At 55.6% G+C, this 22,966-nt stretch carries 19 protein-coding genes; 10 read left to right on the forward strand and 9 right to left on the reverse strand.

Annotated features, from left to right (window positions below):
• Nucleotides 1-11 precede the first annotated feature (11 nt).
• A complete protein-coding gene (locus PUV54_RS16075; RefSeq protein WP_274493357.1) occupies nt 12-620 on the reverse strand; it encodes a urate hydroxylase PuuD in 609 nt (202 codons plus the stop codon).
• 274 nt (nt 621-894) lie between these two features.
• On the opposite strand from PUV54_RS16075, the gene PUV54_RS16080 reads away from it, so the two are divergent.
• Together PUV54_RS16080 and PUV54_RS16085 are read left to right on the forward strand one after the other, a co-directional pair.
• The gene (locus PUV54_RS16080) at nt 895-2,316 is read left to right on the forward strand and encodes an MBOAT family O-acyltransferase (protein WP_274493358.1); all 1,422 of its coding nucleotides are present in this window, start codon (nt 895-897) and stop codon (nt 2,314-2,316) included.
• Nucleotides 2,291-3,406, forward strand: a complete 1,116-nt coding sequence (locus PUV54_RS16085; RefSeq protein WP_274493359.1) for a type 2 periplasmic-binding domain-containing protein — start codon at nt 2,291-2,293, stop codon at nt 3,404-3,406. The genes PUV54_RS16080 and PUV54_RS16085 overlap by 26 nt, the downstream gene beginning before the upstream one ends.
• On the opposite strand, the gene PUV54_RS16090 is transcribed toward PUV54_RS16085, so the two are convergent.
• From PUV54_RS16090 to PUV54_RS16100, 3 genes are all read right to left on the reverse strand, one after another.
• The gene (locus PUV54_RS16090; protein WP_274493360.1) at nt 3,403-4,623 is read right to left on the reverse strand and encodes a serine hydrolase domain-containing protein; all 1,221 of its coding nucleotides are present in this window, start codon (nt 4,621-4,623) and stop codon (nt 3,403-3,405) included. The genes PUV54_RS16085 and PUV54_RS16090 overlap by 4 nt on opposite strands.
• A 72-nt stretch (nt 4,624-4,695) precedes the next feature.
• Nucleotides 4,696-5,409: a helix-turn-helix domain-containing protein gene (locus PUV54_RS16095; protein WP_274493361.1), complete on the reverse strand. Its 714-nt coding sequence runs from the start codon at nt 5,407-5,409 to the stop codon at nt 4,696-4,698.
• 182 nt (nt 5,410-5,591) lie between these two features.
• On the reverse strand, nt 5,592-6,548 hold the full coding sequence (locus PUV54_RS16100) for a hypothetical protein (RefSeq protein ID WP_274493362.1): 957 nt from the start codon (nt 6,546-6,548) through the stop codon (nt 5,592-5,594).
• Nucleotides 6,549-6,738: 190 nt separating this feature from the next.
• Between PUV54_RS16100 and hutI the strand changes: the two genes are divergently transcribed.
• The 5 genes from hutI to PUV54_RS16125 all read left to right on the forward strand — a co-directional run bounded on the left by hutI (nt 6,739) and on the right by PUV54_RS16125 (nt 13,397).
• Nucleotides 6,739-7,962, forward strand: a complete 1,224-nt coding sequence (gene hutI / locus PUV54_RS16105; RefSeq protein WP_274493363.1) for an imidazolonepropionase — start codon at nt 6,739-6,741, stop codon at nt 7,960-7,962.
• A gap of 313 nt (nt 7,963-8,275) precedes the next feature.
• Complete coding sequence (locus tag PUV54_RS16110; RefSeq protein ID WP_274493364.1) at nt 8,276-9,205, forward strand: diacylglycerol kinase family protein; 930 nt, start codon at nt 8,276-8,278, stop codon at nt 9,203-9,205.
• Nucleotides 9,202-10,221 carry a hypothetical protein gene (locus PUV54_RS16115; protein WP_274493365.1) on the forward strand — a complete coding sequence of 340 codons (1,020 nt, stop codon included), beginning with the start codon at nt 9,202-9,204 and terminating at the stop codon, nt 10,219-10,221. Before PUV54_RS16110 ends, PUV54_RS16115 begins: the two co-directional genes overlap by 4 nt.
• A 53-nt stretch (nt 10,222-10,274) precedes the next feature.
• Nucleotides 10,275-10,922, forward strand: coding sequence for a hypothetical protein (locus tag PUV54_RS16120; RefSeq protein ID WP_274493366.1), 648 nt, complete (start codon nt 10,275-10,277; stop codon nt 10,920-10,922).
• 252 nt (nt 10,923-11,174) lie between these two features.
• The gene (locus PUV54_RS16125; protein ID WP_274493367.1) at nt 11,175-13,397 is read left to right on the forward strand and encodes a TonB-dependent receptor; all 2,223 of its coding nucleotides are present in this window, start codon (nt 11,175-11,177) and stop codon (nt 13,395-13,397) included.
• 61 nt (nt 13,398-13,458) lie between these two features.
• Here PUV54_RS16125 and PUV54_RS16130 read toward each other — a convergent pair whose 3' ends face one another.
• On the reverse strand, nt 13,459-14,319 hold the full coding sequence (locus tag PUV54_RS16130; RefSeq protein WP_274493368.1) for an N-acyl homoserine lactonase family protein: 861 nt from the start codon (nt 14,317-14,319) through the stop codon (nt 13,459-13,461).
• A 423-nt stretch (nt 14,320-14,742) separates the two neighbouring features.
• On the opposite strand from PUV54_RS16130, the gene glpK reads away from it, so the two are divergent.
• Nucleotides 14,743-16,230 carry a glycerol kinase GlpK gene (gene glpK, locus PUV54_RS16135; protein WP_420797970.1) on the forward strand — a complete coding sequence of 496 codons (1,488 nt, stop codon included), beginning with the start codon at nt 14,743-14,745 and terminating at the stop codon, nt 16,228-16,230.
• On the opposite strand, the gene selD is transcribed toward glpK, so the two are convergent.
• A complete protein-coding gene (selD, locus tag PUV54_RS16140) occupies nt 16,227-17,279 on the reverse strand; it encodes a selenide, water dikinase SelD (protein WP_274493370.1) in 1,053 nt (350 codons plus the stop codon). The genes glpK and selD overlap by 4 nt on opposite strands.
• A gap of 84 nt (nt 17,280-17,363) precedes the next feature.
• Between selD and mnmH the strand changes: the two genes are divergently transcribed.
• Entirely contained in the window at nt 17,364-18,425 is a 1,062-nt protein-coding gene (gene mnmH / locus PUV54_RS16145) for a tRNA 2-selenouridine(34) synthase MnmH (RefSeq protein ID WP_274493371.1), read from the forward strand.
• A 16-nt stretch (nt 18,426-18,441) separates the two neighbouring features.
• Nucleotides 18,442-19,173, forward strand: a complete 732-nt coding sequence (locus tag PUV54_RS16150) for an SDR family NAD(P)-dependent oxidoreductase (RefSeq protein WP_274493372.1) — start codon at nt 18,442-18,444, stop codon at nt 19,171-19,173.
• Nucleotides 19,174-19,270: 97 nt separating this feature from the next.
• On the opposite strand, the gene der is transcribed toward PUV54_RS16150, so the two are convergent.
• Genes der through PUV54_RS16165 form a run of 3 tightly spaced genes read right to left on the reverse strand, consistent with a single transcriptional unit; the run spans nt 19,271 to nt 22,922 of the window.
• Nucleotides 19,271-20,653, reverse strand: coding sequence for a ribosome biogenesis GTPase Der (gene der / locus PUV54_RS16155; protein ID WP_274493373.1), 1,383 nt, complete (start codon nt 20,651-20,653; stop codon nt 19,271-19,273).
• A 25-nt stretch (nt 20,654-20,678) separates the two neighbouring features.
• Nucleotides 20,679-22,085: an outer membrane protein assembly factor BamB family protein gene (locus PUV54_RS16160; RefSeq protein WP_274493374.1), complete on the reverse strand. Its 1,407-nt coding sequence runs from the start codon at nt 22,083-22,085 to the stop codon at nt 20,679-20,681.
• Nucleotides 22,086-22,088: 3 nt separating this feature from the next.
• The gene (locus PUV54_RS16165; protein ID WP_274493375.1) at nt 22,089-22,922 is read right to left on the reverse strand and encodes a tetratricopeptide repeat protein; all 834 of its coding nucleotides are present in this window, start codon (nt 22,920-22,922) and stop codon (nt 22,089-22,091) included.
• Nucleotides 22,923-22,966 lie beyond the last annotated feature (44 nt).

Below are 22,966 nucleotides of genomic sequence, written 5' to 3' on the forward strand. Positions count from 1 at the left end.
TTGACGCAAAGCTAAAGGTTCTGCGCCGCCACCATGCAGAACAGCATCGGGATCGACAGCACTGTATTGGTGCGCGAGAACAGCATCGCCTTTTTCGCCGAAGCGGCCTTGGCGTCTGCTGCAAGGTCCGGATGCTTGTTGTCGATATTGAGCGCCTTGATCTGGTTCGGCCAGATGATGAACCAGACATTGAACCACATGATCGCACCCAGCCACATACCGATGCCGATCAGCACATGATTACGTACAAACCCTTCGGCAAGTCCGAGCGTCAACGCATTCAGAATGTAACCGTTCAACGTTGCCAGGATAAGGCCAGTGACGATGGTCGCCATGGCGCCCCAGCGGAACCACCAAAGCGCTTTTGGCGCAATGTGTTTGCCGATCGCCGGTTTTTGATCATCCGGGATGGATGGCATGGTCGGTATCTGAACGAAGTTGAAGTACCACAACAGGCCAATCCACATGACGCCAGCCAGAACATGAAGCCAGCGGAAGAAAAACATCCAGTACACTTGCCCGAAGCCGCCGCCCCAAACCGCGTATAAAACAACAAGCAATGCGGCGAGGACGACCCCCGTGATCACCGCATTGCGTAAATTTGTCAGTAAGGCCGCCATTGCGCCATCTCCTGTTCTTGTTTCGCCGTCCGGAAAACGCAACACCCGTCATTCGCCGCCTGCTATACCAGTGCTGCGCCGCTTGTTTCAATCAATTAGAGGGCGAATCGGGCGCTGAAAGCAATATACGCTCCGTTTTCCGCCGCCATTACGCATGCGAATCAATGCGGTCAGGCGGCAGAACGCACATCGCGGCGTAAAACAGAGCCATCTTCCCATATTCAATTAATAGTGATACTGAGCATCGCTTCATCACCCGGGGGCGGGACACAGCATGCTTTTCAATTCGTTGACCTTCCTGGTCTTCTTCGCAATCGTGCTTGCGTTGCACAATGCGCCGTTTCCCTGGCGCATGAAGAAATTCAATCTTTTGATCGCCAGCTATCTTTTCTATGCCGCGTGGAGTCCGCCATTCGTCATCCTGTTATGGATATCGACGGCCGTTGATTGGAAAGTCGCGCAATGGATTCACCGTTCCGACGATACGGCGCGGCGGCGGTTTATTCTGATCCTTTCCATGGCGACAAACCTCGGCATTCTCGGTTATTTCAAATATGGCGGTTTCTTGCTGGAAAATTTCACCGTCACAATGGCTGCGATGGGCGTGAATTACCAGGCGCCGGATTGGAACATCATCCTGCCTGTCGGGATTTCGTTCTACACATTCCAGACCATGGCCTACTCGCTCGACGTTTATCTAAAACGCGCAGAGCCTGCGAAATCGCTTCTCGACTTTTCTTTGTTCGTGACGTTCTTTCCTCAACTGGTGGCGGGTCCGATCGTGCGTCCGTCGCAACTGGTGCCGCAATTTGCAACGCCGAAAAAAGCGACGCCGCCGCAATTTTACTGGGGCCTCGGATTAATCACCATTGGCATGTTCGAAAAGATTGTGCTGGCGGACAGCTTCCTCGCACCGGCCGCGGATGGCGCCTTCGGCGCGGCAGGCGCGCTCGCGCCGCTTGACGCATGGACCGGCGTACTCGCTTTCTCCGGCCAGATCTTTTTTGATTTTTCGGGCTATTCGACAATTGCGATTGGAACGGCGCTTTGCCTTGGCTTCGCGCTGCCGAATAACTTCCTTTACCCCTACGCCGCCATTGGCTTTTCGGATTTCTGGCGGCGCTGGCACATATCGCTTTCAACCTGGCTGCGCGATTATCTTTACATTCCTATCGGCGGCAACAAGCGCGGCAGAATTCGCACTTACGTCAACTTGATGATCACCATGCTGCTTGGCGGGCTTTGGCACGGCGCAAGCTGGACTTTCGTGATCTGGGGCGGCCTGCATGGATTGTATCTCAGCGTCGAGCGAATGCTGCGCGAGGCCATCCCTGAGCAAAACTGGTTTCGCTCTTTATGGTTCAAGATCGCCATGGCGCTTGTTACTTATTTCCTGATCAACATCACCTGGGTGTTTTTCCGGGCGCAAAGTTTTGACCAGGCGATGACCATGCTTGCCTCCATGGCGGGCATAGCCGTGGAACCTGAAAAAGTTCTTTATCTCAACGAGATCGTTCCGGCGGCGATCATTATCGCCGGCATGGTGGCGACGCATTGGTATTTGCGCATGCGGTCCATGGAGGACGTCATCGCCGCGGCGCCGAAATGGCTGATCGGCGTCATCTGGACGTTCATGCTTTTCATGCTGATGATTACACAGGGGTCGGACAGTGCCTTCATCTACTTCCAGTTCTAAACCGCAACTGGCGCGCCCGTTTGACGATGATGTGGTCAGGCGACCGGTGCCTGAACGCCCCTGGCGGGGCTTAGCGATCATCTCGGTTATCGCGACCATCGCCCTCATGGTCGGCTGGGAGCTTTACTGGCGGGCCAACTGGCATATTCCAGGCGACTTCAAGAACACCACGTCTCTTTGGGCCGAGCAGCGCAGGAATGCGAAAGGCGATGCGACGGTTCTGATCGGATCCTCACGCATTCTTTTCGACACTGACCTCAATGTCTGGGAAAACACAGTGGGCGTCCGCCCGATCCAGTTGGCGCTTGAGGGCACGAGCCCGCAACCGGTATTGGCGGACCTCGCCGCTGACGAAGAATTTAACGGGCTGGTTGTGGTGGGTGTGACGGCGCCCCTGACCTTCAGCGGATACGCCTATCGCGGCGACGTGATTGAGGAGGCGCGAAACGAAGCGCCTTTTGAGCGCGCCGGACATGTCTTGTGGATGCAGCTTGAAAAACTCTTTGCGTATACGGACGAAGCGACCCGGCCCAAGACCATGGTTTTCTATGCGGGCTTACCCTTACGGGAGGGCATGCGCCGGCGGATGGAACCGCGCAAACTGGAAATAATGAACGCCGATAGAAACACGGAGATGTGGTCGCGCGTTGTTGATGACCCAGCCTATCAACAACTGGCGAGAGATGTGTGGGGGAATTCTGTCGGCCCGATGCTGGAGGGATTGAAAGATCCGAACTCGCCCGCCTATGGCGCGATCGCCGAGCAAACCAACAAGATCATTGCGGAACTAGGCGCAGATATCGAGAAAATCCGCGCACGCGGCGGCGATGTCGTCTTCGCACGCATGCCTTATGACGGTCTTTATGAAGAGATCGAGGAAAAGGCTTTTCCGCGCGAAAAAGCGTGGGACAAGCTGTTAGCGGAAACAAATTCCATTGGCGTTCATTTTAAAGACTACGAAGCCTTACAAGGCTTTTACATTGTTGAATGGTCGCATCTCGCGCCACGTGACGCAGAAGCGTTTACCGCTGCGTTCGTCCCTATCCTTTATGAGCAGATGGATACCGCGACTGGCGCCAGCGCGGATTAGCCTTCAGCTTGATTTGAGTCCTGAAAGTTTCTCGCGATATTCGCCGCCAATTGAATCAAACTCCCCGAACCGCCTGTAAAGGCGTTGCCGCAGAGTGCAACGGACATTTCAAACTCAGGCGCTAACAATAACGCACATTCAGACCCCGCCGCTGTGCCGCCATGATGGAATATAGGTGTCAGCCTATCACTCCCTCTCGGATAGGACATCGTTCCTATACGAAACCCAAGGCCGTATTGTTGTGGATTCATATCGCCATTTGGCAGGAGGCGCGGCGTTGTCATAGCGGCAAACGCAGATTCGCTGATGAGAGCGTTGCTTAGCAACGCATCACCGAATTGCGTTAGCTCGTCCGGCGTAGACAAATATCCCCCGCCGGCCCACTTGTAACTGCTGTTTGTTTTCGGCGATTGGATAACGCCCAGCTTTCGTAACGCGCTCATGTAATCTGTTGAACGCCTAGCTGCCCTCGGATTTTGCTGGTCCGGCTGTGTTTTATTTAGTGCCAGCGGAGCCAGGACTACTTCTTCCATCAAGGTCAGGAAATCTTTCCCGCTCGCCTGCTCTAAAACATAAGCCACAAGCGTGTAACCGAAAGTGCTATATTGAAACGAAGCATCAGGCTCAAAAAGCACTGGATCGTCGATAAACAGCGACAAACTTTCCTTAGTTGTATCGAACTCTCTGTTCAGGCCGTTCTCGGTAAAAAACGGCGGCGCGAAAGCAACGCCATAATTACGAACGCCGGCCTGATGCGACAGTAGTTGCCGCAACGTGACTGCGCCGTAATCATCGGGAAGGCCGGGCGCATAGGCGTGGATTGGCGCGTCGAGTTCAATCCGCCCCTCATCGGCCATTTTCATCACCAGTGCTGCGGTCAGCGTCTTCGACACGCTGCCGATCGGATAAAGCGTTTGTGGCGTCGCGGCGACAGCGCCTTTGAGGTCCGACAAACCGATCGACTCCGACCAGACATGCTTACCTCGCTGGTTAACACTGACGGTCATGGACGGATAAAACTTGGTTTGCCTGACCGTGACCAGTTCATTGCGGGACTTGGTGATAGCGGTTTCAAATTCCTGCGCTGCTATTGCAGCATGCGGGGATTGGGGTTCATACAAATCGGGAATTGTCTCGCGCGCCCACAGCAAGAATCCGCCGCCGCCAAGAACAATGACCAAAACCAGTAGTCCAATGACCTTCAGTATGGCGCGCATTTAGATACTCCTCCGGCTTTCGGAAAAAACTTGGGTGAATAAAAACGGGTTCAGGCGCCGCTGGCTTTCGCGTTACGGCTTCCAGCGAAAGGCGATGTAAAAGCAGCCGATGCTGCCTGCCAGAAACATAAATGCAGGCACGAAAAACCAGCGAAGAACAGAATTTTCCTGCACAGGTCGCGTATCGTAAAGGTTATAGACCCGCCTTTGCGTTGAGGTGTTTTCAACGAACTCTTCGCCACGAAATTCTGTCGTTACGAAATACTTTTCATCAATCCGATCGATCATCGCTTGTTGTCTTGACCGCAAACGATCAAAGTCCGGGTCCTCTTCATCAAGATCCTGTGCGACAATATCGAAAACATTCAGATTTTCATTGGCGAGCAATATGCCCATGGACCTGTAACGGAACTCGTGTTGGTCAATGGATGAGTTCACGCCCACCAGCCCGAGGCTGCCCGCGCCGATCATCAAACAAACCAGCCCGGCAGCAAGCCACCCCCGTACAATTGTCACAGATGTTTTTTTGCGGGCAAGCACCGCGTTGCGGATCTCCGGAACGTCCTTGAGCTTATCTAGTTCAGCGTCGGAGACAGCCTTGGTCAGATCGTCTAGCTTCAGTTCATAAGCTTGTTTCAGCCGCTCGAATATCTCCGCTGAAGGGTAGGATTTTCCGGTTTCAAGTTTTGACAGATAGGATTGTTCAATGCCGGCTTTTACGGCGGCCTCCGGCTGGGTCCAGTTATGGTCTTCGCGTTTCCGCCGTAAGTAGTCGCCAAACTTCATTTCTGCTCTCAGCCTTCTTTTGACTCGCCATGTTCGAAGTAAAGTCTGGCGAAGGCGGCGGCGCAATTCCAGATGAATATGCGGGAATAAACGGGCATATGCCTGAATTTAAGCGGTTTTTGAGTGCGGGCCGGGAAGCACGCGCAAAGAAGCCCCTTGCGCAACGAACCCGGCCGTGTGCGCTAGTCGTCGACTTTTACACCTTTTACGTAAACCGCACCCGAGCCGTGATGGGTCAGCCGACCGTTAATTTCATCAACGCGAACTTCGGACGAGCCGTAAAGCTTAAGCTCCGGCTGCGTCACGGCGCCGCCGAAGAAGATCGCGCCCGATCCGTCGATGAACGCCCGCAGCTTGTCCGCCGTACCTGCTTTCACCGCAACCGCGCCGGAACCCGCGATCCTCGTCGTCATCGGCCCGTCGAGGCGCGCAGCGCGAACAAGCCCCGAACCCGCAATCGAAATATCCAGCATGCCGTCAATATCGCCGAGAATGACATCCCCCGGCCCTGCAACATCAACATCGACCATGGACGCATCACCGACGCGCAGATCGGCATCGCCGGAGACATCGATTTCAAGACCCGCACTCACATTGCCCATGACGAGACGAGAGCCGTGAATGATATTCACAACAGCTTCTTCAAGGTCGCTTGTTTCTCCGTAAACGAAGCATGAATCGAGATGAAGCGCGCCGCCCAGCCTTTCCATCGCAAGCTTGATCCGCGCGTCAATAAATTCAACATCGCCCTGAAACGGCATTGAGACTTCTATCGTCGGATAGTCAGCGAAGAGCGCCTCATCGAGCGGCTCGCCTGTTGTCATTTCACGGGTCGCGCGCGCATCAAACGTTCTCGTGATACGCTTATCGCAGCAATCAAGCCCCTCTTCTTCTTTCCAAGGATCCATGACCACCGTAACGACGCCATCTTTTTCCTCTAGCCGTACCTGGCGGTAGGTCGTTCCCTGTTGGATGGAAATATCCATCTCATCACCGCTGGTGGTTTTGATTTCCACTGTGCCGGTGATGTCCCGAAATGAGATTTCCGAAGCGGTGAATGTCTCAGCGCTGGACATCCCCGCCAAAACGGCGGCGCTTGCCGCAAGAGCGGTTACAGCCCGAAGTGGATTAATCAACATGGAATACATCGCCATGGCGTCACCTGTGATCGTTACTAAGCGCTCATATTAACTATTGCGCGTCCCTAACTCAGCAAAAACCGCGCCGTTTCAACAATTTTTCTGTTTTATTATCCCATAGGCGAAGGTTTGCCGTTACGCTGCCAAGCGTCAGGCCAAACATTCACAAAAGTCACGACCGGGATTATATATGGTTCAGACCATGTGGGATTTGCTGTTAACCAACGCGACCCTCGCAACCATGCGGGATAATTCGCCTTACGGGCTGATTTCGGATGGCGCGATAGGCATTCACAGCGGCCGCATTGCGTGGATTGGAGCACTTGCGGATCTTCCGATTGCGGAAGGCTCATCAGCGCGCGAAATTCACGATCTTAAAGGCTCTCTCGTTACGCCCGGCCTCATTGATTGCCATACTCATCTTGTTTATGGCGGTGACCGAGCGCGGGAATTCGAAGCACGCCTTCTCGGCAAATCTTATGAAGAAATCGCCCGCGCAGGTGGGGGAATACTTTCAACGGTGAACGCAACACGCGCCGCAAGCGAGGATGAACTCGTTAAAGCGGCCCTGCCCCGGCTCGATGCGTTAATCGCCGAAGGCGTGACGACAGTAGAGATCAAATCCGGTTACGGTCTCGATACGGAAAACGAATTGAAAATGTTGCGCGCAGCGCGGCGGCTTGAACATGAACGGGCCGTTCGTATCAAGACGACCCTGCTTGCCGCTCACGCCTTGCCGCCGGAATTTAAAGACAAGCCTGACGATTACATTACGCTGGTGTGCGAGGAAATACTGCCCGCTGCGAGCGCTGAAGGACTTGCCGATGCGGTAGACGGGTTTTGCGAAGGCATCGGTTTTTCATGCGACCAGATGCGGCGCGTTTTTGATAAGGCGACGTCACTCGGGCTTTCGGTAAAGCTGCATGCCGAACAGCTTTCCGATCTTGGCGGCGCGAAAATGGCGGCCGGCTATGGCGCGCTTTCCGCTGATCATCTTGAATATCTGAAACCGGAGGACGCCGGGGTTCTTGCCGATGCGGGTACTGTCGCCGTGCTATTGCCGGGCGCGTTCTACTATTTGCGAGAGACCAAACTGCCGCCCATTGACGCGCTTCGCGCGGCGAAGGCGCCCATGGCGCTCGCCACTGACTGTAACCCAGGCACCTCGCCTTTGACCTCGCTCCTCCTGACGATGAACATGGGCTGCACCCTGTTTCGCATGACGCCTGAAGAAGCTTTGGCGGGCGTCACGCGAAACGCCGTAAAGGCTCTGGGTCTGGACGGCGATGCGGGAACCATCGAGATTGGCAAGCGGGCGGACCTGTGCGTCTGGCGCGCCGGCCACCCTTCAGAACTCAGCTATATGATCGGCCATAATCCGCTGAAAATGCGAATTTTTGGCGGAAAGCGCTGAGGCACGCACTAGATGCGCTGGCGAACTAGGCTAAGCAGTCTCCAGCATCACAAATAGCGGCGCATGTCTTCCATTTAGGGCCGAAAGCCCCATTTTGCCGATTGCCTATCATCCGGTTTCGGGGGATAAATATGGCCGTTTTGTGACAAGCCGTTCATCCATCGTTCTTCACGGTGGATGGCGCTTGCGTGGGGGCCGGGCAGGAAAGCAGGGGCGGCGAGCGTCCGAAAACCCCGGCTTGGATGGTTAACCCCGTTCTGGCGCGAATTGCCGCCAGACGATCTTATGTGTGCGTGAAATGTCGACCGCGTCGATGATTATCAATTCAAAGAGCACCCGCAGCCCTTTGCTCGCGGATGATCTTTTGTACGTGTCCAAGCGGCATGACGATATTCGCCCCTATGTTCTGGAACACATTGAAGATCTCGACCCTGCTCTCGACGACATCGAACGCGGCGGCTCGAACACGCTGATCCTCGCTGGCGGCGACGGCACCATGCAGGCGGCGATCACCAGCGCCATCAACAAGCGGCGGTTTCAAAATCATCCGAACTACGTCGCCCTGCCCTGCGGCATGACCAATGTCATCGCTAATGATTGCGGATTGCAGGGCCCGCCGGCCACATCGCTCGACAATTTCCTCTGGCGGCGCGGGCGCGGTGAAGTCAGTCGCGTGGAACGGCCGCTCATCGGCATGCAACTGTCAGAACAGCAGGATCCGATTTACGGCTTCTTTCTTGGCGCGGGTCTTTTCCACAAGGCGGTGCAGTTCAGCCGCGAGAAAGTTCAAAAAATCGGCGCTAAGCGTTCCCTTGCCGTTGGGATCAGCACATTCAGTTTCGTTTTTCAGGAACTGTTCGACGATCATCAGGGGCCGGCGCCGTTGCCCACCCAATTCCGTGACGAAGACGGCGAACTGATCGACCGCGATCTATCGATCATCCTGATGACGACCTTGAACAAACTGTCCGCTGGCATCTTCCCCTTCTGGGGCGGCGGCAAAGCGCCCATGAACATCATGGCTGTTGATTATCCCCGAAACAAACTGTTGTGGGCGGCGATGAATATTTTCACAGGACGTCACCCGGAATGGCTGCCGGATGCGGGGTTTCATAGCTGGAAAAGCGATGAACTAAGACTGCGGTTTGACGGCCCGGTCGTTTTTGACGGCGAAATTTTTCACACCAACCCGAAAGAAGACCTGATCCTCAAGGTCTCCGAAAAAGCCGCATTTCTGGTTTGACTAAAGCACCCATCGATAACGTGGCGCAAACGGCTGCGCCGCTTGAACAATTGCGCGCACGCGTCGCGCAAGCATCAGCGCAACCGCTTTCACAACCTGCAAAAATTCTTTTGGATGCGCTTCTTGAAAAATATCCGGGCGCCGCGGCGCTGTTTTACGGATCGGGGGCGAGCGTCTCTTCCCATGAAAACCCGGCCGATATCATCTTTGATTTCTACCTGATCGGCGACACTTACGAAGCGCTTTACAAATCGAGCGCCATGCGTTTGGCGAACCGGCTGGTGCCGCCGAATGTTTTTTATCTGGAAACGGCGTCGCCCTTTGGAACCTTGCGGGCGAAATACGCTGTCCTGACGCTCGATCATTTCGAACGGCTCGTCAGCTCGAAAACATTTCATTCCTATTTCTGGGCGCGGTTCGCACAGCCGACGGTTGTTTACGATCCCAGCGGCGACATGCGCTCGCGTTTGCAAGCGGCGCTGGCGCAGGCGATCATCAGTTTTTGCCAGGAAAGCGCGGGCCTGATGGAAAACCCGTTCACGCCGCGCGCGCTCTGGCTTGCTGGGCTCGGACGCTCGTACAAAGCCGAATTGCGGGCGGAAGACATGACGCGAGCTGCAAAATTGATCGAAAGCTACGGCGACTGGGCCGATGATGTGACGCTGCCCGCACTTGAGGCGGCTGGGCTAAACCCCAAACCCGATAACGGCGCCATCACGGTCACAGGCACGGTCACAGGCACGGTCACAGGCACGGTCACAGGCCAGCCGTCAGCGTGGCGCACAAAAACCGCATGGCGGCTGCGGGCGCTGGCCGGCGCGCCGCTTTCCGTTCTACAGCTGTTAAAAGGAACGCAAACCTTCAACGGCGGCATCGATTATATCGCCTGGAAGATCAAACGACACACCGGCATTGACCTCGAAATCACCGACTGGGAACGCCGCCACCCGATGCTCGCCGCGCCCGGCGCCGCCTTGCGTTATTACCGGCTTCGCGCGGGAAAAAAGCAGAAGTAGCGCAAAACGCCTTGAGTGTAGTTTATCACGCCGCTTAATGGTAAGTTTTAAGCATGTTCAAATTCGCACAACGTTTGTCACTGTTATTTTTTGCTTTACTTTTGCCGGGATGCTTAAGCGCTCACTATTTTCCCGTAGGCAGTTTTACAGAGTTTGAAAATGAGCGGGATGCAACATTTTTTGCAAAAAGATATTCGGAAAACCTGTCGAAGCTGAGAGAACCGTCACTTTGGAAAACAGCTGACAACACACAAGGCGCAGAACAATATCGGCTTTTATTTTCAACCGGCGCCTCCCCTGTGCATTCAATCAGACTGGTTGTTGTTCCCGATTCCTCAGCGACAGTTATTATTAAGAAACTGAACACAGGTGTGCGTCAGACTGGAAACAAGTATTTGGATTTATCCAAGCGGATTAGCGCATCCGAGAATGAAGTCAACGCGTTTCAGCAAGTCCTAACCGAACTCGACTTTTGGAATGCGCAACCCATCGATCCTTTTGGAACTCAGGAAATAATTTGCCTGCATCCTACATTCTTCTTATTCGAGGCGGTTAAGTCTGGAGGCTATAAAGCGCACCAAGAAACGACTTGCTCTTACACCGAGATCACGACCGAACTGGCGCCTCTATTTATGGAGCTTGCCGGTTTTGGTCCCGACACCAGCGATTGGACGTTTTGGGATTATTTCAACCACTATTAGTTGAATTGACCTTGCCTTGAAGCCTGACTGATTTTCCCTTAAAAGACGCCCTTCGCGACCCGCGCTGCGTTCTTTCCGGCCGAGTAAAACGGCCAGCCCTGCGAGGCAGGAATGACACGGCCCGGCGGCTCATCTCCCGGCGGCGAGTAAAACGCTGCGACAGGACAAGCCACGCGAAGCGTTGGAGACGGCGCGGCCTTGAGTAAAACAGGGTGGCGCGCGTGCTTCGGCAAACGAACGGATAAAACAATCATGAAATTACTGGGATGGAGCGCCGCCCTGGCCACGGGGCTGTTCAGCAATGCGGGCTTTGCGCAGGTCGAGACCGCGAACGCAGACACCGCAAGCGAAGACCGGATCATCGTCACAGCGCAGCGGCGCGAGCAATCGCCGCAAGATGTGGGCGTCGCACTCAATGTGTTTTCCGGCGCCGAGTTAATCGATCAGGGCATTGACCGGATCAACGGTCTTGAGAACGCCTCGCCGAACCTTGAAATCGAAAACCAGTTCGGCTCCGGCCAACCGAGCTTTTCCATTCGCGGGGTCGGCTTTCGCGATTACGCCACCAACAACACGCCGACAGTCGGCGTCTATGTTGACGATGTCGCCTATCCGATCCCGGTGATGACGCAAGGGGTTCTGTTCGATGTCGAGCGCGTCGAGGTTTTACGCGGACCCCAAGGAACGCTTTACGGACGCAACACCACCGGCGGCGCCATCAAGATCATCAGCGCCCAGCCGACTGACGCGTTCGCCGCCGGCCTGACTGTCGAGGGCGGGCGTTTCGGCCGCGTCGATGCGGAAGGATACGTTTCCGGTCCGGCAAGTAATTCGATCCGTGTACGGCTTTCCGGCGCCACAGCCCATGGCGGCGACTGGCAGGTCAATCGTGAAACGGGCGAGGAAATCGGCAGCGCGGAGCAGTATGCATTGCGTGGGCTTGTGGCCGCCGACCTGGCGCCTGATGTGGAAGCCATATTCAACCTGCATGGCTTTATCGATCAGTCGGACGGGCTGGGCCTGCAACTCTTCAACGACTCCGTCTTCGGCCCCCTCGCCCATGCCGGTCGGCGCGAGACCAGTTTTGGCTCGTCCACAACGTTCGCCAATCTTATCGGCATTGATGAGGGCCAGCATCCATTCCGCGACAACGAGGGCTGGGGAACCAGCCTGACGCTCAACGCCGGGCTTGGCGATGTAACGCTCACTTATATCGGCGCATACGAAGTGTTGAACAGGAAAGAGTTCAACGACTTTGATGCGCTCACGGTTGGCGGCGCAGGCGTGTACTTTGAAACAAGCGCCGACGTCATGAGCCATGAGTTGCGGCTTTCCGGCGATACCGGTCGCCTCAACTGGGTCGGCGGGCTTTATTATTCGAAAGAAGACCTGAACGAGCTTTATCAGTCGGACTTCGTCGCCAGCTTTGGCCCCGGCTTCGCCGTGACGACGCCATACAATCAGAATGCGCGCACCCTCGCCGCCTATATTCATGGCGATTATGCGTTGACCGAGACGCTCTCAATTATCGCCGGCGTTCGCTACGAAGACGAGAACCGCGCGCTTCGCGATCTTGGCACTTTTTCCGTCGGTACGGGTCCACTCAACTTCGCCAATGGAACCATCGACGGTACGCTCGAAAACCGCGATCTCAATTCTGACAATGTCAGCGGCAAGATCGGTATCGAGCTGACGCCTGCAGACAATCTGTTGCTTTACGCAAATTACAGCCGCGGCGTGAAGTCCGGCGGTTTCACCGCCTATAACACGCTGAACCCCAATGCGCTGACGCCGTTCCAGCCGGAAAAGCTGAATGCGTATGAGGCCGGCTTTAAGTCCAATCTCAACGACGCGCTGCAACTCAACGGCGCAATCTTTTTCTACGACTATAAAGACCAGCAGGTTCAGTCGGCGATCTTTGACGCAGGCACGGGCGCCGTCGTTGGCCGCATCGTCAATGCCGACAGCGAGATCTGGGGCGCCGAACTGGAAGCAGTGCTGAACCCCGCGCCATGGCTGACGATCGGCCAATCGCTCGGGTACAAGGATGGCGAGTTCACAGACTTCGACGACCTCGACATCGCCGCCACAACGCTCGCTGGCATGGAAGTGCTTATTGACCGTTCCGGACAGGACCTCGGTTTTCCGAACTGGAGCTATCAAGGCTTCGCGACGGCGGAAACCGCGATTGCCGAAGGATGGATCGCCTCGGCGCGGTTCGATTATTCCTATCGCGACGATCTCGCCTTGCCGCTGTTGGGCCCTGCTTTCGCGGTCGATGATTACTGGCTCGCCAATGCGCAAGTCGCTTTCGGACCGGAAGATGGACGCTGGGAACTGGCGCTCTGGGGACGGAACATCTTCAACGCCGATTATGACGAGACCCGGAACTTCTTCATCACCGGCGGCGCGGCGGATGTGGCCGCGCCGGGCATGCCGGTTACATATGGGGCAAGAGTGAGCGTCAGGTATTAAGTTTCAAACCAACCGTACTCGTCATCCCGGATCACGCCCGGGATGACGAGTACGGTGAAATTTAGTCCAGATATTCCGGAACCTTCGGCAGCGCTTCGAAATCGGACAGCGAGTGCTGGACTACGACGCGGGCGTTCTTTTCTTCAGCCAGTTGTTCGAACCGGTCCATGGATGCGTAGGTCTGTTCAACATCCACATTGAATTTCGGCATCAGGCGCCGCTCGCGTGACTCATTGAGATGATAAAGATCGCCCGTGAACATCACCGGCCCTTCATTGGCGAGGTTGACCAGCAATGATGTGTGCCCCGGCGTGTGGCCCGGCATGGCGAGAATAACAACCGACCCGTCACCGAAGACGTCATGGTCGCCGTCGAACTCGACCGTTTCGGCGTTTTCAAGTTCATTGTAATTGGCGAATGACTGCGCGTCGGCGCGCGCTTCCTCACGGAACATATGCGCGCGCTCATCGCTGTCGACTAGAAAGGTCGCGCCGGCAAACATGTTGCCGTTGCCGATATGGTCAAAATGGGAATGCGACACGGAAAAATAATCGATGTCGTCGACGCTCACGCCAATGGCGTCGAACTGTTCGCTGATGGTCGTTGGAACGGAAAGATGAAACGGGCCGTTAGTTAACCCGTCTTCCATCTCATTCAGCGCCATGGGCAGGCCTGCATCCCACATGAGGTCGCCGTCAGGGTGGCGCACCAGCACGCACATGTCAGAGGCGCTGTTGGTGCGCCCTGCATATTCGTCTTCGAGCGCGAAGAACGACAGATCATTCATTTCAATCCGGCCGCAGTCGAGTACATAAGCTTTGATATCCGCTGCAGCGCTGGACGCAGCCGCGCTTTCATTTTCCGTTTCCCCGCCCGAACAAGCGGCGACAGCCATAAAGCTAATAAGACCCAGTTTTTTCATCACCCTCTCCTGTGAAACCTGCGAGCGGCCTAGCAGCGTTCCGGCCGCTTGAAAACTCTACACCTATAGGGCGAACCGGACTGCGAAAAATACATGCTTTATGATGAAAATCGGCCGGAAACCCGCCTTTGGTGGACGGTTATCCCCATTGCGCCGGGCGCCCTTATGATGGCGGGCGTTATGGACCATCGAACCCTTTATACGCTCAACGCCGCACATGCCGCGAAACCATCCGTCAGGTTTGTTGTACAAATCGGGGCCTGCTCTTTTGTACAACAATCGGCTGTAGCCCTTGAAACAAGCCAAAAGGAAGACGCGAGACACCGTCGCAATATAACATTTATTCACCCGCGATACGGGGTTATCGCCGCTGCCGGATCGCGGTAAAGTTGTAAGACACCGGGCTGATGGAAAAGCATGACCATGACTGACTTCGAAGCGCCGTTCATTCTTGCGATCGATCAGGGCACGACCTCCAGCCGCGCCATTGTTTTCGATCAGGCTGGGCGGATCGTCGCCTCAGCTCAGGAAGAATTCCCGCAACACTACCCGCACGACGGCTGGGTCGAGCATGACCCGGAAGACATCTGGAATACGACGCTTTCGACGGCGCGTGCGGCCTTCGCCGAAGCGGAAAAATCCGGCGAAGTCGGCGCCATTGGCGTCACCAACCAACGCGAAACGACAATACTTTGGGACCGGACCACCAGCGCGCCAATTCATAACGCAATCGTCTGGCAGGACCGGCGCACGGCCGATGTGTGCGCAGCATTACGTGAAGAAGGGCTGGAACCTCACGTGGCGGCGCGTACAGGCCTCCTCCTCGATCCTTATTTCTCTGCAACCAAAGCCGCGTGGATTCTCGATAATGTTGAGGGCGCGCGCGAGCGCGCGGAAAAAAGCGAACTGGCGTTCGGCACCGTTGATGCGTTTTTGATCTGGCGCCTCACCGGCGGCAAGGTTCACGCGACGGATGCGACAAACGCCAGCCGCACGAGCCTTTACAACATCCGCGACAATCGCTGGGATGAGATACTGCTGGAAAAGTTCCGCGTGCCCGAAAGCATCCTGCCGCAGGTTTTCGACTGCGCCGCCGACTATGGCGAGACCGATCCGGAAATTTTTGGACGGCCCCTCCCTATTTGCGGCGTCGCCGGCGATCAACAGGCGGCGGCCATTGGCCAGGCGTGCTTCGCGCCCGGCGACATTAAAAGCACCTACGGAACCGGATGTTTCGTGCTGGTGCATACGGGGCATGAGATCGTTGAGTCGAAAAACAAGTTGCTGTCGACCATCGCCTATCGGTTGAACGGTGAGACTTCATACGCGCTGGAAGGCTCGATCTTCATCGCGGGGGCGGCGATACAGTGGCTGCGCGACGAACTCGGCGTCATCAAGTCCGCCGATGAAACAGCGGCGCTAGCCGAAAGCCTAGAAACAAACGAGGGTGTTTATCTCGTCCCAGCCTTTACCGGCCTTGGCGCGCCGCATTGGGCGCCGGACGCACGCGGCGCCATCACCGGCCTCACGCGCGGCGCTGGCAAAGCGCATTTTGCGCGCGCTGCGCTTGAAAGCGTTGTTTATCAGACTGCGGATTTGATGACGGCGATTGCGCGCGATGGCGCCGATGCAAAAACCTTGCGCGTCGATGGCGGCATGGTCGCCAATGACTGGACCATGCAGTTCCTCGCCGACATGCTCGGCCTTCCGGTAGAGCGTCCTAAAGTGCTGGAGACAACGGCCCTCGGTGCAGCGTATCTCGCTGGCATGCAAGCCGGATATTTTCAGAGTACGGATGAAATTGTCGAACGCTGGCGCCTCGATGCGCGTTTCCAGCCGGCCATGTCAGGCGAAGCGCGGCAGAAAAACCTCGATGGCTGGGCGGACGCATTACGACGGACGCTCGACTAAGCGATTTTTATGCGTGCCGGCCCCGTCGCAACTTCACCAATGACGCTGGCGGCGTCATGGCCATGCTGCCTGAAGAGATCAAGGACGTTATCAACAGCTTCAGGGGCGCAGGATACAAGCAATCCGCCACTCGTTTGCGGGTCGGTTAAGAGATCACGGGACGCATCAGACCAGCCCGCCGGAGCATCAACCATGTCCTTTATTGCATTCCAGTTGCGCCCGCTCGCACCGGTTTTAACCCCCTCGTCGAGCAGTTTCCGCGCCAGCTCGAAAGATGGAATGGACGCTTCATTGACTAAGGCGCCGGCGCCGCTGGCATTACAGACCACAGACAGATGACCCAGCAATCCAAATCCCGTTACGTCTGTCGCCGCATGTACGCCTTCAATAGCCGAAAGCTCAGTTCCCGGATGATTGAGCAGCGTGGTGGATGCGATCATCTGCTCGTAGCCGTCCGGCGTGAGGATTTCTTTCTTCAGCGCGGCGCTGAAGACGCCGACCCCGAGCGGCTTACCCAGGATCAAGGCGTCGCCTGCCTTCGCGCCGGCGTTACGCAAGATCTTATCGGGATGTGCAAGGCCCATCGCCACAAGGCCGTAAATCGGTTCGGCGGAATCAATCGAATGACCGCCCGCAACCGGCGCGCCGGCGCCCAACGCGACAGAACGGCCGCCTTCGAGAATTCTGGCAATGGTACCTGTCGACATCTTCCCGATAGGCATGCCGACCACGGCAAGGCAAAAAATCGGGCGGCCGCCCATGGCGTAAATATCAGACAGCGCATTGGTCGCCGCGATCCGGCCAAAGTCGAAAGGATCATCGACAATCGGCATGAAAAAATCCGTGGTGGCGATCAGCGCAGCGTCATCGGAAAGTCGATAAACAGCAGCATCATCGCTGGCGCCGGCGTCCACCATCAAGACCTCAAACCCTGCAGGGGTCGGACTGTCGCCTATGATGGCGCGCAACACGTCAGGCGCAATTTTGCACCCGCAACCGCCGCCATGAGCGAGCGAAGTCAACCGTGGTTCATGATCATTGTCAGCCATCAAACTCTCCTGCTCTTGCAGTCCGGCAGAGACAATCTACAACAGCTTTTTTCGACCGCATGCAACAGGCTTGTTTTGCCCCTCATGAACATCGAGGAAATCGCCGATACAGGACGGACAACGCTGGCGCGTTTCGACGCCATTATTGACGTGCGCTCTCCTGATGAATTTGCAGCCGATCATTTGCCTGCAGCGATAAACCTGCCTGTACTCTCAAACCAAGAGCGCGCCGAAATAGGCGCAATTTATAAGCAAGACTCTCCGTTTCGCGCTCGACGCCTTGGTGCGGCCTATGTGGCGCGCAATGTCGCTCATCATCTGCAAACGGCGCTTGCAAACAAGCCAAACAACTTTCTACCACTAATCTATTGCTGGCGCGGAGGTATGCGCTCAAACGCCATGGCGACAATCCTTTCGCAAGTGGGTTGGCGTACCGCAGTTCTGAAAGGCGGTTATAAAACCTGGCGCCGTTCCGTTTTTGCAGCGTTGCGCGATGACGGCGCCCCTCTGAACATTGTTTTGCTTGACGGGCAAACCGGTACAGCGAAATCTGAAATTTTACGGCGCGTGGCTTCACTTGGTGTGCAGACAATAGATCTTGAAGGCCTAGCAAATCATCGCGGCTCTGTGTTTGGCGGGTTCGGTGATGATACACAACCTTCGCAAAAATTGTTCGAAAGCCGGTTATGGACGCAGTTGCAAGGCCTGGATTTATCCAGGCCAATATTGCTGGAAGCGGAGTCAAACCGTATCGGCCAATGCGAAGTGCCGCGCCGGTTATGGTCCGCAATGCGCGTTGCGCCCAGTTTGGCACTATCAGCCTCGCCAGCCGCCAGAGCCAAGTTTTTACTGACGGCCTATGCGGATATCACACAAAATGAAACCACCATCATGGCCGCGATCAGCCGGCTGGCGCCGTTCCACGCCAGAGGCCGTATTGCCGAGTGGCGCGAGTTGGCGGAAACCAGGGACCATCAAATTCTCGCCAAGGCGCTAATGCGCGATCATTACGATCCCCTATATGACCGAAGCCGTAATAACCGGGGCAACAATGAGGCCAAAGCGCATTTTCATATTCAAGATTTTGATGACGCGACGCTGGATGCGGTTGCAAAAGATGTCGCTTCCGCATTAACCCAATTCTGAGTTTAAGGACGCTTTGATGAATATTCCCGATCTTAACGGCAAAACCGCGCTGGTCACCGGCGCTTCCCGCGGTATTGGAAAAGCGATCGCGGTTGCTCTTGCAAAGGCAGGCGCCCATGTGCTCGCCCTCGCCCGAACATCGGGCGCCCTTGAGGAACTTGACGATGAGATCAAAGCCGCCGGCGGCAATGCATCCCTGATACCGATGGACCTGATTGAGGGCGATAACATTGAACGTCTTGCCGGCGCGCTTACCGAACGGTTTGAAAAACTCGATATTCTTGTTCTCAACGCCGCTATTCTTGGCGAACTGGCGCCGCTGCCGGACATTGACCCGAAAGTCTGGAAACAGACACTTGACCTGAACGTCACAGCGAACTGGAGACTTCTGCGGGCGCTGGATCCTATCCTTCGCAAATCCGATTCCGGCCATGTCATGTTCCTGACATCCGCAGTAGGCGGAGAGTACGCACGCGCATTTTGGGGCGCGTATGCCGTTTCGAAAGCAGCGCTCGAAATGCTTGCCGAAACCTACGCTGAAGAAACGAAGAAGTCTTCTTTGCATATCTCAATTGTCAATCCAGGCGCGACCCGTACTGACATGCGCGCTCTTGCCATGCCGGGTGAAGATCCGATGACTTTGCCGGCGCCGGAAGAACTGACACCGATGATCTATGAGGCGCTGGCTGATAAAAGGACAGAATTAAAGCGTTACTCATTCCGGCAATGGCGTGAGAACGGCAACTAGAGCGCGTCCACAAAAAGTGTGAGCGGTTTTGGGTTCGGACGCGCGACTACTAAAGAATCTAGACTGCGTTCTTGATTCCACAAAAAGTGAACGCAGTCTAGTGTTTTCGTTTCTCTTTGTGGGCATACGGATTATCTGGCTTTTTCAAAATCAGCCTTATGGGCACGGCCTTGATGTCGAAAGCATCGCGGATGCCGTTTACAAGGTATCGTTTATATGAATCTGGCACTTCTTCCGCGCGCGTACATTGCGCGACAAATGTCGGTGGCCGGGTTTTTGTCTGAGCTATGTAGCGAAGTTTGATGCGCTGTCCTGAAACCGCCGGCGGCGCATGACGTGATGTCGCTTCCTGCAGCCAGTCGTTAAGCTCGGAAGTTTTAACGCGCGCGTTCCAGTCTACATAGACTTGCGTAACCGCCGGCATAATCCGATTAAGCCCTGCCCCTGTCTTTGCGGAAAAGGCGACAATAGGAACGCCTGGCGCCTGAGGCAAAAGCCGGCCCGCCATCTCCTGCAGACTACGCATCTTGGTATTGCGCTCTTCAATCAGATCCCACTTATTGACGCCGATGACGAGCGCTCGCCCCTCGCGTAAGGCAAGGTCGGCAATTTGCAGGTCCTGTTTTTCAAAAGGCGTTTCAGCATCCAGCAGCATCACTACGACTTCCGCGAACTTGATGGCGCGCAACGCATCTGAAACAGACAATTTTTCAAGCTTCGACTGTACGCGTGCTTTCTTGCGCATGCCTGCGGTATCAAAAAGTTTCACTGGCCATTCACGGTTCTTGCCTTGCCAGCGCCACTCTACAGAGATGGAGTCGCGCGTGATGCCGGCTTCAGGACCTGTAAGTAAACGGTCTTCACCGATCAGCTTGTTAACCAGCGTGGACTTTCCGGCATTCGGGCGGCCTACAATCGCCACACGTAGTGGCTTTAAAGGATCATCCCACGCTATCTCGTCATTGGACTCATCGACCGCTTCTTCGGTAGCAAGAAAGCTCTCAAGGGCCGCGTATAGATCACCCATGCCTTCGCCGTGTTCTGCGGAAATAGCGATTGGCTCACCTACGCCAAGCGCATAAGCGTCGTATAGACCCGCATTGGCAGCAGACCCTTCCGCTTTGTTCGCCAGCAAGATGACAGGCTTTCCGCTGGACCGCAGTATCGATGCAAAAGCCTTGTCGAGTGGCGTGACTCCGGCGCGTGCGTCAATCATGAAAAGGCAGGCGGCTGCATCTTCCACTGCCCGGTCGGTCTGCTGACGCATCCGGCCTTCGAGCGCCGCTTCCGGCGCCTCTTCCAGGCCGGGCGTGTCAACAACTGTGAATGATAAGTCGCCGAGCTTTGCTTCACCCTCGCGCCGGTCGCGTGTTACGCCGGGAGTGTCGTCAACCAGCGCCAGACGCTTACCCACAAGCCGGTTGAACAGCGTGGATTTGCCAACATTAGGCCGTCCGACGAGTGCGATTTTCGCTGCCATCCATGTTTCTCAAGCCCGCTTCGCATCAGCGCATGGCGATCAGCTTGCCCTCTTGCGTCAGGACAAAGAGTTTCTCTCCGGCGACAACCGGCGCGACAACGGATCCATCATCAATTTCCTCGCTCGCAACAACTTCTCCGTTTTGCGGCGACACTTTCACGATGTCTCCTTCAGTAGAAACAAGCACCAAGTGATCGCCCGCGAGTACGGGACCAGCCCAGGAGATCCGTCCTTTTCGCTTCTTCTCGTTCTTAAATTGCTGCAGTTGGGACACCCATACGATGGCGCCGTCGTTTCGCGAAACGCAAACGAGTTCGGAATCTATGGAAACAAGGAAAATGAAGTCGCCGGCAACCCACGGCATCTGTAAACTTGCAAGCCTGTTTTCCCAAACCGGCTGACCGGAACGAATATCGATTGCAGAAAAGCGGCCACCATGACTGACCACATAAACGAGGCCTCTGTCGATTACCGGGCTTCCGGCAATATCGTTTAATGTTGACAGAGCGGTTAAACGGGACTGTCGGACCAAGGTCGTATCCCAGACTGAACGGCCGTTATCGGTAATAAAAGCCACTAGCTCGCCGGAAGAAAACGGCGCCACTACTAGATCGCCAGCAGCAGCGGGGCTGGCGGAAGATAAAAACCGGGCACTCTCCTCAAAGGACTGAAACGTCCACGCCTTTTCGCCAGTCTCCTGTTCAAGCGCATTAAACTCATTGGTGATAGTGGAGAAATACACCTTGCCGCGATAGGCCGTTGGCGGCGTGCGAACTGGTGAATCCGTTTGCACGCGCCACAACTCTTCTCCAGAAATAGCGTCCAACGCTGCAACAAAACCAAATCCAGAAGTCACAAACAAGCGCCCCTGATCGAAAGCGACGCCGCCGCCAAATCCGATTTGCGCAGGGTCGGGTCCGCGGAAAAGGTCGCGCAGACGAAACCTTTCTTTAATGTCTGGGGCCAGCTCCGTACGCCAATTTAGGTCGCCGGTTTCTGCATTGAATGATGAAACGCGGGTAGCCGCATCAATGACGAAGACTCTGTCTTCAATAACGATCGGGGGCGATGTCAGTCGTTCACGCGACTCACTCGCTTCGCCGACATCAGCTTTCCATACAGTTTCGAATGTCAAAGCGGCGCCAAGGTGATGCAACGTATGATCCGCCTCACCGCCGGGCTGTGTCCATGACGTATTCACATATGAAGGCGGAACATCAATTGTTGCGCCGGCATATCGCGGGTCTGCCGTCAGTTCCTCATTCAACGCCAGAATGGAAATACGATCTTCCTCATCAGGCGCTTCTCCTTCGGTGTTTTCGTCATCACCGCCAAACAAACCAAAGACCGGGTTCGAACTACATGCCGAAAGAGAGAATAGGGTAAATGTCAGCAATAAAGCCTGACGAAACAAAAACCTGTCAGATGTCATATTTTACTCTTCGTGATCGTGACCGGTATGGTCATCGGCAACGTCTTCTTGCGCCCCCTCTTCCGCCGGATTGTCTTCCGCCGAAGTCACGCTTTCATCATTCGTCACGGTGTCCGTTTCACTCAAACTATCCTGGCCAACAGTTCGCAAAAGATCTTCCAGTCGAGCTTCGCCAGTAACATTTACGCCCGCTTTTGCAGACTGCGCCAGCGCCCCGAATTCTTCCGCCCTGTCTCTGATCTCCACTGGCGCTTCCATATCCAGTGAAAGCATCTGAAAAGTGGAAAACGCGGTTTCATAATCTTCAACTTGAAATGCCGCCAGCCCGGCCACTTCCCTAGCAAAATAGCTATAACGGCCGGTAGAATCTTGCAGACCATCGAGTTCAGCCAAAACAGCATCGCGGCCATCGGCGAGTGAAAGATGGGCCGCACGTACTCTTGCGAGATCTCGGATCTGTTTTGGAGCGGAACCATTCGCAACTTGCCGATAGGTTTCAATTGCCTTCAGCCGCTCGCCACCCGCGGCGTAAGACCCTGCACGCTGCATGGTTGCAAGGACGCCATAACCGGACCTTTCCGCCGCCACCGCCTCAAGCGCCGCACGGCCTGCAGTCTGATCATCTTCAAGCAGCGAGATCGCCTCACGGTACTCAAGTGCGGACTTTTCCGCTGCGCTGGTTTTCGTGTAATTCCACACCTGCCAGCCGGCAACGCCAATGACGACGGCGGCTGCTATACTGATTACGGCAGGCCCATGGCGGCGGAACATCGCCCATTGGCGCTCTTCCGCCAGCTCCTGATCGACCTCTCGTAATACGCTTTCGTCGTTCGCCACTGGGCGGATCCTGTGTGTTGAGTGTTGCTAAAGCCCGGAGGTTC

This window comes from Hyphococcus flavus (assembly GCF_028748065.1).
Taxonomy (GTDB): Bacteria; Pseudomonadota; Alphaproteobacteria; order Caulobacterales; family Parvularculaceae; genus Hyphococcus; species Hyphococcus flavus.

Coding starts and splice junctions, on each gene's coding strand:
- PUV54_RS16095 (WP_274493361.1), bottom strand. CDS start 5,409: ATGAAGTTTGGCGACTACTTACGGCGGAAACGCGAAGACCATAACTGG.
- PUV54_RS16125 (WP_274493367.1), top strand. CDS start 11,175: ATGAAATTACTGGGATGGAGCGCCGCCCTGGCCACGGGGCTGTTCAGC.
- PUV54_RS16080 (WP_274493358.1), top strand. CDS start 895: ATGCTTTTCAATTCGTTGACCTTCCTGGTCTTCTTCGCAATCGTGCTT.
- PUV54_RS16090 (WP_274493360.1), bottom strand. CDS start 4,623: ATGCGCGCCATACTGAAGGTCATTGGACTACTGGTTTTGGTCATTGTT.
- PUV54_RS16120 (WP_274493366.1), top strand. CDS start 10,275: ATGTTCAAATTCGCACAACGTTTGTCACTGTTATTTTTTGCTTTACTT.
- PUV54_RS16100 (WP_274493362.1), bottom strand. CDS start 6,548: ATGTTGATTAATCCACTTCGGGCTGTAACCGCTCTTGCGGCAAGCGCC.
- glpK (WP_420797970.1), top strand. CDS start 14,743: ATGACTGACTTCGAAGCGCCGTTCATTCTTGCGATCGATCAGGGCACG.
- PUV54_RS16160 (WP_274493374.1), bottom strand. CDS start 22,085: ATGACATCTGACAGGTTTTTGTTTCGTCAGGCTTTATTGCTGACATTT.
- selD (WP_274493370.1), bottom strand. CDS start 17,279: ATGGCTGACAATGATCATGAACCACGGTTGACTTCGCTCGCTCATGGC.
- der (WP_274493373.1), bottom strand. CDS start 20,653: ATGGCAGCGAAAATCGCACTCGTCGGACGGCCTAATGTTGGCAAATCC.
- mnmH (WP_274493371.1), top strand. CDS start 17,364: ATGAACATCGAGGAAATCGCCGATACAGGACGGACAACGCTGGCGCGT.
- PUV54_RS16110 (WP_274493364.1), top strand. CDS start 8,276: ATGATTATCAATTCAAAGAGCACCCGCAGCCCTTTGCTCGCGGATGAT.
- hutI (WP_274493363.1), top strand. CDS start 6,739: ATGGTTCAGACCATGTGGGATTTGCTGTTAACCAACGCGACCCTCGCA.
- PUV54_RS16130 (WP_274493368.1), bottom strand. CDS start 14,319: ATGAAAAAACTGGGTCTTATTAGCTTTATGGCTGTCGCCGCTTGTTCG.
- PUV54_RS16075 (WP_274493357.1), bottom strand. CDS start 620: ATGGCGGCCTTACTGACAAATTTACGCAATGCGGTGATCACGGGGGTC.
- PUV54_RS16150 (WP_274493372.1), top strand. CDS start 18,442: ATGAATATTCCCGATCTTAACGGCAAAACCGCGCTGGTCACCGGCGCT.